Origin of the sequence: Geothrix oryzae (assembly GCF_030295385.1) — a bacterium.
Lineage (GTDB): Bacteria > Acidobacteriota > Holophagae > Holophagales > Holophagaceae > Geothrix > Geothrix oryzae.
This window is the reverse complement of sequence record NZ_AP027079.1, coordinates 699340-711081: the sequence shown is the minus strand read 5'-3', so window position 1 is coordinate 711081 and position 11742 is coordinate 699340. Positions and strand designations below refer to the sequence as shown.

At 69.8% G+C, this 11742-nt stretch carries 11 protein-coding genes; 7 read left to right on the top strand and 4 right to left on the bottom strand.

Annotation, left to right across the window (positions count from 1 at the left end):
- The first annotated feature begins 71 nt into the window (after window positions 1–71).
- From yidD to ric, 3 genes are all read left to right on the top strand, one after another.
- Entirely contained in the window at window positions 72–296 is a 225-nt protein-coding gene (gene yidD, locus QUD34_RS03240; RefSeq protein ID WP_366526188.1) for a membrane protein insertion efficiency factor YidD, read from the top strand.
- Between the two features lie 78 nt (window positions 297–374).
- Window positions 375–2822: an SIS domain-containing protein gene (locus QUD34_RS03235; RefSeq protein ID WP_286355161.1), complete on the top strand. Its 2448-nt coding sequence runs from the start codon at window positions 375–377 to the stop codon at window positions 2820–2822.
- A gap of 138 nt (window positions 2823–2960) precedes the next feature.
- On the top strand, window positions 2961–3677 hold the full coding sequence (gene ric / locus QUD34_RS03230; protein WP_286355160.1) for an iron-sulfur cluster repair di-iron protein: 717 nt from the start codon (window positions 2961–2963) through the stop codon (window positions 3675–3677).
- 9 nt (window positions 3678–3686) lie between these two features.
- On the opposite strand, the gene QUD34_RS03225 is transcribed toward ric, so the two are convergent.
- Entirely contained in the window at window positions 3687–3905 is a 219-nt protein-coding gene (locus QUD34_RS03225; RefSeq protein ID WP_286355159.1) for a hypothetical protein, read from the bottom strand.
- Between the two features lie 45 nt (window positions 3906–3950).
- On the opposite strand from QUD34_RS03225, the gene QUD34_RS03220 reads away from it, so the two are divergent.
- Window positions 3951–4700: a lysophospholipid acyltransferase family protein gene (locus QUD34_RS03220; protein WP_286355158.1), complete on the top strand. Its 750-nt coding sequence runs from the start codon at window positions 3951–3953 to the stop codon at window positions 4698–4700.
- A gap of 6 nt (window positions 4701–4706) precedes the next feature.
- Here the strand turns inward: QUD34_RS03220 and QUD34_RS03215 are convergent, their stop codons facing one another.
- Complete coding sequence (locus QUD34_RS03215) at window positions 4707–7238, bottom strand: serine/threonine-protein kinase (RefSeq protein WP_286355157.1); 2532 nt, start codon at window positions 7236–7238, stop codon at window positions 4707–4709.
- Window positions 7239–7349: 111 nt separating this feature from the next.
- On the opposite strand from QUD34_RS03215, the gene QUD34_RS03210 reads away from it, so the two are divergent.
- Both QUD34_RS03210 and QUD34_RS03205 read left to right on the top strand, forming a co-directional pair.
- A complete protein-coding gene (locus tag QUD34_RS03210; RefSeq protein WP_286355156.1) occupies window positions 7350–8888 on the top strand; it encodes a sigma 54-interacting transcriptional regulator in 1539 nt (512 codons plus the stop codon).
- A gap of 30 nt (window positions 8889–8918) precedes the next feature.
- Window positions 8919–9752 (top strand): YIP1 family protein, encoded by an 834-nt coding sequence (locus tag QUD34_RS03205; RefSeq protein WP_286355155.1) that lies wholly within the window; start codon window positions 8919–8921, stop codon window positions 9750–9752.
- On the opposite strand, the gene QUD34_RS03200 is transcribed toward QUD34_RS03205, so the two are convergent.
- Together QUD34_RS03200 and QUD34_RS03195 are read right to left on the bottom strand one after the other, a co-directional pair.
- Window positions 9733–10401 (bottom strand): enoyl-CoA hydratase/isomerase family protein, encoded by a 669-nt coding sequence (locus tag QUD34_RS03200; protein WP_286355154.1) that lies wholly within the window; start codon window positions 10399–10401, stop codon window positions 9733–9735. The genes QUD34_RS03205 and QUD34_RS03200 overlap by 20 nt on opposite strands.
- A complete protein-coding gene (locus tag QUD34_RS03195) occupies window positions 10398–11279 on the bottom strand; it encodes a tRNA (adenosine(37)-N6)-dimethylallyltransferase (protein ID WP_286355153.1) in 882 nt (293 codons plus the stop codon). The genes QUD34_RS03200 and QUD34_RS03195 overlap by 4 nt, the downstream gene beginning before the upstream one ends.
- Window positions 11280–11341: 62 nt before the next feature.
- Here QUD34_RS03195 and QUD34_RS03190 point away from each other — a divergent pair, with 62 nt between their 5' ends.
- Complete coding sequence (locus QUD34_RS03190) at window positions 11342–11740, top strand: hypothetical protein (RefSeq protein WP_286355152.1); 399 nt, start codon at window positions 11342–11344, stop codon at window positions 11738–11740.
- The last annotated feature ends 2 nt before the right edge of the window (window positions 11741–11742 follow it).

Sequence of the window (11742 nt, the reverse complement as noted above, 5' to 3'; positions counted from 1 at the left end):
TGATGGCCTGGCTGCTGGCCCACCCCCTGGCGGCCCTCGGGCTCTACCTGGTGCTGGAAGCCTGCCTGCCCGTGCGCTTCCAACCGACGGCCTGGGTCTGCCGCGGCCTGATCCGTACCTACCAGGCCACCCTGTCCAGCCACCTGCCCACCCAGTGCAAATTCACCCCCACCTGCAGCCACTACGGCCTGGGCTGCATCCAGCGGTACGGCACCCTCCGCGGCGGCCTGCTCACCACCTGGCGCCTGCTCCGCTGTTCACCCCTGACCCAGGGCGGGATCGATCCAGTTCCATAAACCACCCTTCTATCCCAGGATGGAGGGTGGCTTTGGCCTGTGATGAATGCTTTGGGAGGTCCGGCGGTGTGCGGAATCGTGTCGTTGTGCTATGGATCCGAGGTTTCCGCCATGGGGCGGGAGGCCGGTGAGCTGCTGAAGCGGCTGGAATACCGAGGCTACGATTCCACCGGGGCCTCCTTCATCGGGGACGACGGGGCCATCAAGCTCCTGAAGAAGGTCGGCGCCCCCAGCCGCGTGGTGCCCGAGCTGGGCATCGACCAGCAGGCCGGCCAGCGCTTCATCGGCCAGGTGCGCTGGGCCACCTATGGCGCCGTCACGGATGTGAACAGCCAGCCTCACCTCGTGCGCTGCAAGGTCGAGATGGTGGGCGCCCACAACGGCAACATCTCGAACACGGATGCGCTCAAGCCCGCCCTGACCATCCAGGGTCACGCCGTGGTTTCCGACAACGACGGCGAGATGATCACGCACCTCACCGAGGATGCCTACGCCGCCAATCTGGCCGACCCCGGTTCGGCCCTGGCGGCCTGCCGGGCCGCCTACGCGGCTGCCGGGCTGCAGGCGTCCATTCCCGATGGCGCCTTCCTCCTGATGGATGCGGCCCGCAAGGCCGATGCCCGCGCCGAAGGTTCCTATGCCGCAGCCTTTGCGGATCCGAAGGTGCCGGGCGTGGTGGCCGTGAAATCCGGGTCTTCGCTCTATGCGGGCATCGGCAGCGACGCCCACGGCGACTTCGTGGTGGTTTCCAGCGACCTCACTTCCGTGCTCTCCAAGACCCGCATGCTCATCCCGCTCTCCGAGGGCGAGGGGCTCTGGTTCACGGAGCGGGACTACCTGGTCTTCACCCTGGGCAAGGACTTCGCGTTCTCGGTGCCGCGGCCCAAACGCTCCAAGCTCAATGTCCGCGATACCGGCCTGCGGGCTCCCTACCGCTATTTCATGGAGCAGGAGATCGCCTCGGCGCCCGACAACCTGGACGAGGTGCTCCGCTACTACTTCCGCTCACCCGAAACCGAGGGCCTGTTCGCCGCCTTCGAGGATCGGAAGGACCTCTGCAAGGCCCTGCTGGGCAAGGTTCTCGCGCTCTACGAAGCTCCCCATGAGCCCGCCCTGGTGGCGGCCTTCCAGGGCCTCCTGGCGGATCCCGTCCACCGGGAGCTGACCACCCGGGTGAAGCCCCACGCCGATGTCCTGCGGGCCCACGGTGGGCGGCCCCTGTCGGACGAGCGCCAGCTGCTCGCGGACCTGGAACGCCTCGATCCCCAGGCCTCCGAAGCCCTGGCCCTCTTCGACCTGCTCTTCATCTGGAAGAAGCGCCGCCGGGTCACGCGCCACCTCATGGAGCTGGTGCAGGCGATCCGGGAGACGCAGAAGGAGGGCGGGCGCGTCTTCCTGGTCGCCTCGGGCACCTCGTACCACGCGGCCCTGGTGGCGGCCACCTTCTTCAACAACCTGTCGGGCGTGGCCGTCTTCCCCTGCAACCCCGGCATGTTCCGGTCCATGTATCTCAACGCGCTCCAGCCCCGCGACCTCCTTCTCGGCATCACCCAGTCCGGCGAGACGAAGGACCTGGTGGACATCTTCCAGGATGTGCGCGCCCGGGTGCCGGGGCTGCGGCGGATCTCCCTGGTGAACAACGAGAACAGCCGCATCCCGCAGGAGCTGTCCGAGTTCTACCTGCCCATCCTCTGCGGTCCCGAGATCGCCGTGGCCGCCACCAAGAGCTTCCTCAACCAAGTGGCCATCCTCTATGTGCTGGCCGCCTCCTTCTCGCTCACCGAGCGGAAGATCGCCGCCAACCTGGAACGCGCCAAGGAGCTCATCGCCGAGACCCTCCGGATGTGCGAGCGCGATGTGGAGGAGGCCGCGAAGCGCCTCTACCTGGAGCCCTCCCTGCACATTCTCGGCACCGGCCTCATCGGACTGGCCCGCGAAGGCGCCCTCAAGATCCGGGAGGTGGTGCTCAACCACGCCGAAGGCTACGACGCCGCCGAGTTCAAGCACGGCCCCAACACCATCCTCGGCAAGAACACGCTGTTCTCCATCCAGGACCTGGCGGGCCTGCTGGAAGTCTACGAGCAGCACCGTGACGGGCGCCCCTTCGCGGGGGGGATCGAAGCCCTCCAGGCCTGGCCGGAGCTGGTGGAGACGCGGTTCTCCAACTACCCCCTGCTCTTCGTGTGCCCCAGCGAGGAGCGCGACATCCGCATCACCATCAGTCAGATCCACACCCACAAGATCCGCGGCGCCGACATCATGCTCATCGCGGAAAAGCAGCCGGAGCTGGCCCTGGCCGTGGCGGGCAAGCCCATGGGACAGGACCGCTACTGGTCGAAGTACATCGAGGTCCCCTTCAGCGGCGATCCCAACCTCTTCGTCTTCGCCGCGACCGTGGCCCTCCAGCGCCTGGCCTTCCGCATGTCCGTGCTGAAGATGGAGTACCTGGATCGGCTGACCGTGGCCGACCATGGGGTCCATCCGGACGCCCCCAAGAATGTATCGAAGTCCATCACTGTAGATTAAAAATCGTGGAATCAGCTAGATAGATCTCTTCCTGGAAGTATTAAAGAAAATATGACCTTTTTAGTCAAGATGTGATGATCTTCACGGCCCGGCCACCGCATCCTGGGGGTCGGGGATCGTCCCCACCGAGGAGCCGACATGAACACGGAACTGGACACGAAGGTGGGCGAGCTGGTGATGGCGCGACCTGAAACCATGCGCTACTTCGAGCGCCTGGGCATCGACTACTGCTGCGGCGGCCACCGCAGCCTGGCGGAAGCCTGCCAGCTCGCCCACCAGGATCCCGAAGAAGTCCTGAAGGGCCTGGCCACCGTGGAGATCCCCACCGCGGGCGTCCCCTCGCTCCGCGACTGGACCGACGCCCCGCTCGGAGACCTCATCCAGCACATCGTGGCCACCCACCACGACTACCTCCGCGAGGAGATGCCCCGCCTCGAGATGCTCCTCGAGAAGGTCCTCCGGGCCCACGGCGAGCGGCATCCCGAACTGGAGCGCGTGGGCCAGCTCTACCGGGCCCTGGTGGCCGACCTCATGCCGCACATGATGAAGGAAGAGCAGATTCTCTTCCCCTTCATCCGGCAGATGGAACAGGGACAGACGGGTTCCTCCTGCTTCGGCTCGGTGCAGAGCCCCATCCGCGTCATGGAAATGGAACACGAGGCCGTCGGGGCTCTGCTGACAGAGCTTCGGGACCTCACCGGCGCCTACACCACGCCGGCGGACGGCTGCGCTACCTTCCGGGCCCTCTACGACGGCCTGGAGACCCTGGAGCGCGACCTGCACCTGCACATCTACCTGGAAAACCAGATTCTCCACCCCCGTGCCACGGCGATGGAGGCGGGTGTCCGCGTCTGACCCTTCGGATCAGTGGGCGTCCTGCACGCTCCAGCGATCCGTGCAGCCATGGCTTTCGACCACCTGGCGCGCCCTCCGCATGCGGAGGGTGTGCTGGACGGTCTGCATCACGGTGAACAGCGCGTCCCGGATGCCCAGCCGCGCCAGATCGGCGGCGGTAAACCAGGTGACGCCCTCCCCGTCCTTGCGCGTGGCGTGGTCGGTCAGGATCTGCTCGGTGATGCCCACGGGAGACCTCCAGAACTGCTAGCTTGAATAGCACGAGGAGGCGTCGTGGCCAACTGGCGGGACACGGGATTCGGCGGTGCCGTCATGGCGGCCTGGGCCCTGGCGACGGTCCCCCTGACCGTCCTGGGCATCCTGCTGGCCGTGCCCGTCCTCGGTCGGCGGCGGGCCTTCTTCACCGTCGGACCGATGTTCGCCCGGGGCATGGCCTGGTTCTGCCACATCCCCTACACCCTCCACGGCTGGGAGCGGATGCCGGATGCCATCCGCGAAGGCCGCCAGTCCGTGATCTTCATGTCGAACCACGAAAGCCAGATGGATCCCCCCATCCTGGTGGCCGCCCTCCCGCTTCCCGCCGTCTACATCGCCAAGAAGGAGCTGAAGTATGTGCCCTTCATCGGCTGGGCCGGGTGGGCCGCAGGGGTGATCTTCATCGACCGCGGCGACCGGGAGCGGGCCCGCCGCAGCATCCGCGATGCGGCCCAGCAGATCCGCGACGGCAAGAATGTGGTGATCTTTCCCGAGGGCACCCGCAGTCACACTGGCCAGATGCTGCCCTTCAAGAAGGGCGGCTTCGCCCTGGCCCAGGATGCGGGCGTGCCCATCGTGCCCATGGCCACCGTGGGGGGCCATCAGGTGCTCCCGCCGGGCAGCATGAAGATCCGGCCGGGCCGGTACACCCTCCTGATGGGCCAGCCCGTCCACCCGGCCGATCACCCGGATCGCGATTCCCTCGTGCAGGAGGTGCGCCGCCGCATCGAGGAGCTGGTGGCCCAGGCCCATGAGACGGCCTGCTAGGGGGTCCTACCGGAAGGCCGGATCCTGCTGGGCCACGCGGCGCTTGCCCGCGTGCAGGCGGTCGGCCAGATCGAGCAGGTTCTTGGCGCCCGCCGGATCCCCCAGCCGGGCGGCCATGCGGGCCATGAAGTAGAGGTTCACGGAAAGCACCCGCTTCTCGTTGTGCTTCTTCGCCGCGAGATCCGAGGCCAGCAGCTTCTGCCGGTAGCCCTCCATCTGCGCCCGGGCGCCCGCCGCGTCGCCTTCCACGGCCTGCTTGACCGCCACCAGGAGCACGGTGTTGGAGTGGTCCGGGGGCCAGGCGTTCTCCAGCTCCCGGAGATACCCTTCGGCGGAGGCGCGGTCGCCGCGGTCCCAGGCGGTGTAGGCCATGAGGCTGCGCAGCACATTGGAAGTCGGCACCTCGCGCAGGCCGGCCTTCAGCCGGACTTCGGCCTCCGGTGCGCGCCCCATCCAGAGCAGCGCGTCCGCGGCGGTGACATAGGCGTACTCGGCGGAGGGCCGCAGGGCGATGGCCCGGTCCGCATGCTCGAGGGCCTGGAGGAGGTCGCCGTCATTCTGCAGCAGCACGCCGTACCGGTGGTGGGCCTGCCAGCCCTCGGGGAAGAGCGCCAGGGACTTCTCGAAGTAGCGCCGGGCCGTCTGGTGGTTGTCCTCGCCTTCCAGACCCGCGAAGACATCCGCCAGCACATCGTAGGCCTTGTGGTCCGCGGGATCGAGCCGCACGGCCTGGAGCGCGGAGCGGCTCGCGCCCTCCAGATCGCCCAGGCGCAGCAGGATGGAGCCCAGGGCCCGATAGGCCTGGGAGGCGCTGGGATCCAGGGCAATGGCCTGCTCGGCAGCGGCCTTGCCCTGGCGGAGCAGGGCCTGCCCCTCGGCGAAGCGCCCCTGGCTCAGGGCGCGGGTCGCGCCCAGCTCCGCCAGGGTCCAGGCGTATTCCGCCCGGGCCGGAGCGTAGTCGGGCTCGATCTCGATGGCCGAGGCCAGCAGGGAGTTCGCCAGCTGGACCGCGTCCTGGTTGCCATCCGTGATGACCTGGAGGGCCTTGGTGTAGAGCTCCCGGGTGCGGGGGTTCTTGGCCTGGGAGCGAAGCGAGCCCGGGTCGCTGCCCAGCCCCATCTCCTGGGGCAGCCGCTGCTGCAGTTCGTCCTCCAGCTTCAGGAGGTCGGTCACGGGACGGTCCAGCTGGAACTGGTGCCGGGTCGCCCCCCGCGCCACATCCACCACGCGCACGCCCATGCGGAGCTGCCCCCCCACGACCTGATAGCTGCCCAGGACCAGCAGCTCCGCCTTGAGCTGGCGGCCCAATTCGCCGAGGGCCCGGGGGGCCTGCCCCGGGGTGTCGCCCAGCTGGTGCATGGCCTCTACCACCCGCAGGCGGTCCACCACCAGGATGTCGTCCCGCCGCACCAGCCCGTAGGCCATGGCATCCGCGAAGCTGTTGCTCAGCCAGGCATGCTCGGCGTCCGGCTGCAGCTGCTCCATGGGCAGGATGGCCACCACCCGGCGCCCCCGGGTGAAGTCCAGCCGCGAGGCCCGGCGGGCCTCCCCCAGCCCGGAGCCGTCGCGGCTGCGGAGCAGCCAACCGCCGAGCCCGGCCGCCGCCACGACGACCAGACCCGCGGAAACGAGGAGCCAAGTCCGCCGGGGCCGGCGGAGCAGCGCCACCGGCCGGCTGAGATGGGGCACCGTGGCCGTGGGGATGTTCTCGGACAGCCCCACGACCAGGGCCTGCAGGTTCGGAAACCGGTCCTTGGGCGACTTGGCCATCAGGCGGTGGATGGCGTCCTGGAGGGTGCGCGGGAGGTCCGGCCTCGCCTCCGAGAGGGGCCGCGGCTCGTCGCGCGTCACCGCATAGAGCGTGTCCACGAGGCTGCTCCGCAGGAAGGGGTGGACCGCCGTCGCCAGCTCGTAGAGCACCACGCCCAGGCTGAACTGGTCCGACTGGCCCGTGAGGGGCTGGCCATTGGCCTGCTCCGGGCTCATGTAGGCGGGCGTGCCCTGGCTGTAGCCGGGCGCCGTGTGCTCGACGAGGGTCATGTGGTGGGAGGTCGGCCCCGCGGGAAGGTCGTCGGCGCCCCGGCGGGCGATGCCGAAATCCAGGATCTTGAGCTGGCCTTCGTCCGTCAGCAGCAGGTTCTCGGGCTTGATGTCGCGATGGACGATGCCCTTCTGGTGCGCGTGGGAGAGGGCCGCCGCGGCCTGGCGGGCCAGGTCCTGCAGGGCCTCGCCTTCGAGCGGGCGGCCCACCAGGGCGCGGAGCGTGCGGCCCACCACCAGCTCCATGGCGATGTAGGGCGTCCCCTCCACCTCGCCGGCGTCGTAGATGTGGGCGATGTTCGGGTGATTGAGCTGGCAGGCCAGCTTCGCCTCTCCGATGAGCGCCTTGCGCCGGAGATCATCGGCATCCTTCAGGATCTTGAGCGCCACCTCCCGCTCGAGCCGCAGGTCGAGGGCCTTCCAGACTTCGCCCATGGCGCCTTCCCCGAGCCGGGAGATCAGACGGTAGGAACCGAAGTGGGAGGCGTCGGAGATCAAGCAGGTCCTTGGTGGCAGGAATGAAGTATACCTTTCGACCTAGGGAAGCGTTTATGTTGCTGGAGGCTTGACCACCATCTCGAAATGTCGAGAATCGGGGTGGAGGTAGCCGTGCCCACGCCGGATCTCGAGACTGCCCTCACCGGAGCCCGCCTGGTGGAAGAAGCGGGCGCCCTGCTCACCCTGGGCGAGGAGCCGGAACGCATGGTCGCCCATGCCTTCGAGCGCCTGGGCCAGCTGGTGCCCTACGATCTCGCCACCGTCCTGCTGCGGGAGGGCGAAGGCCTGCGGGTCGCCTACGCGGTGGGTCCCCTGGCCACGCCCCAGCTGTCCGAAGCCCGGATCCCCGTGCGGGGCAACCTCCGCCTGCAGAACGCCCTCAAGGCCCGCTCCCGACCCGCCACTTTCGAGGAGGATGATCCCGGCGAGGATACCTTCCATGGTCTCCTCGAGATGCCCCATGGGCACAGCTGCCTCGTGGCCCCCCTCCGCAGCCGCGGCGAGACCTTCGGCCTCATGACCCTCGACGCGATGGTGTGCCGGCAGTATCCCGAGAGCGTGCTCCACCATGTGGGCGTCTTCGCCTCCCTCCTCGCCCTGGGCCTCAAGCAGGCCGAACACCTGGCCCGGCTGGCCGAGCGGGAGCGCAGCCTGGCCGAGGAGGTCAGCTACTTCCGCGAGGTCCAGCGCCGGGATGTGCTGCAGGAGCCCCTGCGGGCCGGAAGCCCCGCCATGCTCGGCATCCTCGACCAGCTGCGCCAGGTGGCCGCCACCGCGGCGACGGTGCTCATCACCGGGGAGACCGGCACCGGTAAGGAGAAGGTGGCCCAGACACTCCATCATCTCTCGCCCCGCCGCGACAAGCCCTTCATCAAGGTCAACTGCAGCGCCCTGCCCGCCTCGCTCATCGAGTCCGAGCTGTTCGGCCATGTGAAGGGCGCCTTCAGCGGCGCCGCCTCGGCGCGCAAAGGGCGATTCGAGCTGGCCGACGGGGGCACCCTCTTCCTCGACGAGATCGGCGACCTGCCCCTGGACCTCCAGCCCAAGCTGCTGCGCGCCATCCAGGAGAAGGAGATCGATCCGCTGGGCTCGGAGAAGTCCCGCAAGGTGGATGTGCGCCTGGTGGCCGCCACCCACGCGGACCTCCGGAAGGCCGTGGCCGAGGGCCGCTTCCGCGAGGACCTCTTCTACCGCCTCAGCGTCTTCCCCATCCACCTGCCCCCGCTCCGGGAGCGGCCCGAGGACATCGCCGCCCTGGCCGAGGGGTTCCTCGACCGCTTCGCCCGGGAGAACCGCCGGCCGTCCATCCGCCTGCCGGAGGCCGTGCGCGAACAGCTCGAGGCCTACGCCTGGCCCGGCAATGTGCGCGAGCTGCACAATGTGCTGGAGCGCGCCGCCATTCTCTCGGCTGGCCACGAGCTGCGCCTCCCTCCGGGCGCCCTGCCCTCCCGAAGTGCCAGTGAGCGGACCGGGCGGCCCCTCACCTGGGAGGCCCAGGAGCGCGCCTATCTGGAGCGGCTGCTCCGCCACACCCGCGGCAAGATCTCCGGCGTCGACGGCGCCGCGGCCCTGGCGGATCTGGCCCCCTCCACCCTGCTGTCGCGGCTGGAAAAGCTGGGGCTGCGCCCGAAGGACTTCCGCGAAGCGTGATAGCGTGGGTGCACTTCCCCGGAGCGAAGGATGACCGAGATCCCTGGCCCGCACGACGCTCTGCCTCCGGCCCCGATTCCGCCGCCGGTTCAGCCCCCGGCTCAGCCCCCGACTCAGCTACAGGCCCCGCCTCCGATCATTGAACTGGACGAACCGCCCAGGATCCCGCCGCCGCCCTTCCCGCCCCCGCCCGCCCATGCGTTGCCGGAAACCCCGGCCCTGCGGCCCATCCCCTTCGAGGACACGGAGGCCTTCCCCTCCTTCGGGTCGCGGGTGGGCGGCATGTTCCGGCTGGTCTTCAGCAACCCGATGGAACTCTTCGACCGCGTGCCCGTCACGGAAGGCCTCGGCGCCCCCTGGCGCTTCCTCCTGCTGCTGTCGATCCCCGTGTTCCTCATCATGGCGGCCGTCTTCTTCTTCGTGGGCATGGGCATCATGCTCGCGGCCCTGGAGCAGACCGGCAAAGGCGACGGCAAGACCCTCGCCGCCATCATGCCCATCATCTTCGGCGTCATCCTGCTGCTGATGCCCCTGGTGAGCTTCCTGGGCATGGTCGTCGGCGGCGCCCTGAACCACTTCTTCCTGTGGATGTGGGGCGGCCTCAAACCCGGCGTGGGCACCGGCCAGACCATCCGGGCCTACGGGTATGCCTCGGCCTTCATCCAGATCGGCGGCCTCATCCCCTACCTGGGCTTCCTGATCCAGATCGCCGGCATGGTGGTCATCGGCATGGGCCTCGCGCGCATGCACCGGACCGACACCTGGCGCGGCGTCTGCGCGGCCCTGACGCCGATCTTCCTGCTCTGCTGCTGCGGCATCGCCGCCGCCATCGCCATCCCGGCCCTCATCGCGGCGGGACGGTAGGCTCCAGCCAGCCCAGCACCGCCGCGCCCGCCGCTTCCGGCGGCAGGGTGCGGTGGACGGCGCCAGCGGCCAGGGCTTCGGCGCTGCTCCAGGTCTCGAAATGGAGGAACAACCGGTTGGCCCCTTCTGGGCCCAACAGCTCCGGGAGCCGCACCGTGCCACCAAAGCCGGTGAGGATGCCGTGCTTCGCCGCGGGATGGGCCAGACGCAGGCCGCCCTTGCCGGTGGCCGCATCCGCATCCACCGCCCAGCGCTCCTGGCCGTGCAGGGCCAGGTCGCAGCCGCCGCCCATGGCCACGCCCGACAGGAGGGTGAGCGTGCGCCAGCCGGGCCAGAGCAGGTGGGCCATCACCCGCTGGCCGCGCCGGGCGAAGGGCTCGGCGGTCACGGGATCCAGCGAGCCCACCTCGTGCAGGTCCGCTCCGGCCGAAAAATGATGGCCGCGATCCCGCATCCACCCCGAGCTGCTGAGGGCCACGCGGCGGATGCCGGCCCAGCGGAGCTCGATGAACAGCCGGTCCAGGGCCACCAGCAGATCGCTGTGCAGGCGGTTCAGGCCATCGCCCGAGCGCAGGCCGATCCAGGCCCAATCGGCCCCGCCCAGCAGCTCCAGCGAGGTGCGGCCCTCGTACCAGATGGCCGGCGTCATGCCAGCCCCAGCCGGGCGAAGGCGGCTTCCAGCGGCTCGGCATCGGGATCCCAGTGGGGCGCCGCGGGCAGCTGGTTGCGGAACCAGGTGGCCTGCCGCTTGGCGTAGGCCTGGGTCTCCTGCACGACGGTGGCCTGGATCTGGGCCGGCGCGCCTCCCGCCATCCAGGCGGCGTAGCCCAGGGGCCGCAGCGCCATCAGGTCGGGGCCGTGGCCCGCGGCCACCAGATCCCGCACTTCCTGGGGCCAGCCCGCCCGCACCTGGGCCGCCACGCGGGCGACCACCCGCTCCCGTCGGCGCTCGCGGCCCGGCGAGACCACCAGCACCCGCCAGCCCTCCGGAAGGCCCGTCTCGGGGCCGGTGAGCAGCGCCGACGGGGCCTTCCCGGAGGCCAGGTGCAGGGCCAGGGCCCGCTGGACCCGGGCCGCATCGTTGGGATGCAGGGCCGCGGCCCGAGCCGGATCCACCGCGGCCAGATAGCGGTGCAGCGCGGGCATGCCGAGGGTCGCGCCCCAGCGCCGCACCCGGTCCACCAGCCCGGGCGCCACCGGGGGCAGGCCGCTGAGCTGGTCCCAGATCCCCCGGAGGTAGAGGCCCGACCCCGTCACCAGCACGGGCTCGCGACAGGCCGAGAGCCGTTCCCGCACCCAGGCCCCGAAGTCCGCGGGATTGGGGCGGGCCGACAGGGGCCATTCGCCGTAGCCCACATGGGGCACGCCGCCCCGCTCCGCCTCGTCCGGCTGGCCGGTGCCGATGGCCAGGCCCGCGAGGGCCTGATAGGGGTCCCCGTTCACGATGGTGCCGCCGATGCGCCGGGCCACGGCCACCGCCACGGCGGATTTGCCGGAGGCCGTGGGTCCGAGGATCGCGATGGGCATGGGTCCAGTCTACTGAGGCCCGGGGCCGGGAACCTCCGTTCCGATGCCCTCATTCCAAGACCATGCGCCTCCTGCTCTCCCTCTGCCTCGCCTCGGGTCTCCTGGCCGGGGAGGGACCCCGTCCCGAGATTCTGGAACCGGGAAAGAATGCCGCCTTCCTGGCCCGGATCATGGGGGACACCGACGGCGGCGCCCGGCCGTGGCGCACCTTCACCCCCCCGGCGGAGTCCGCCTCGGCCGTGGTGGAGGTGGTCGGCGAGCTCTCCAAGGAGGAGCTCCGCCAGGTGGCGTTCCAGGAGTTCGTCGTCTGGTTCCGTCAGGACCTCCGGAAGTTCCTGCGCACCATCGGCGGAGGCATGGGGACCGAACCCACGAACCTGGCCTCGGCCACCCTGCCCGTGGACCGCTTCGGCGGCAACCCCGTTCCCCGCAATGTGCCCCTGGGGCGGGCCAACTTCTAAAC

Bases quoted from the DNA above. Each gene is read 5' to 3' on its own strand.
- ric (WP_286355160.1), top strand. From the start codon at position 2,961: ATGAACACGGAACTGGACACGAAGGTGGGCGAGCTGGTGATGGCGCGA.
- QUD34_RS03205 (WP_286355155.1), top strand. From the start codon at position 8,919: ATGACCGAGATCCCTGGCCCGCACGACGCTCTGCCTCCGGCCCCGATT.
- QUD34_RS03200 (WP_286355154.1), bottom strand. From the start codon at position 10,401: ATGACGCCGGCCATCTGGTACGAGGGCCGCACCTCGCTGGAGCTGCTG.
- QUD34_RS03195 (WP_286355153.1), bottom strand. From the start codon at position 11,279: ATGCCCATCGCGATCCTCGGACCCACGGCCTCCGGCAAATCCGCCGTG.
- QUD34_RS03190 (WP_286355152.1), top strand. From the start codon at position 11,342: ATGCGCCTCCTGCTCTCCCTCTGCCTCGCCTCGGGTCTCCTGGCCGGG.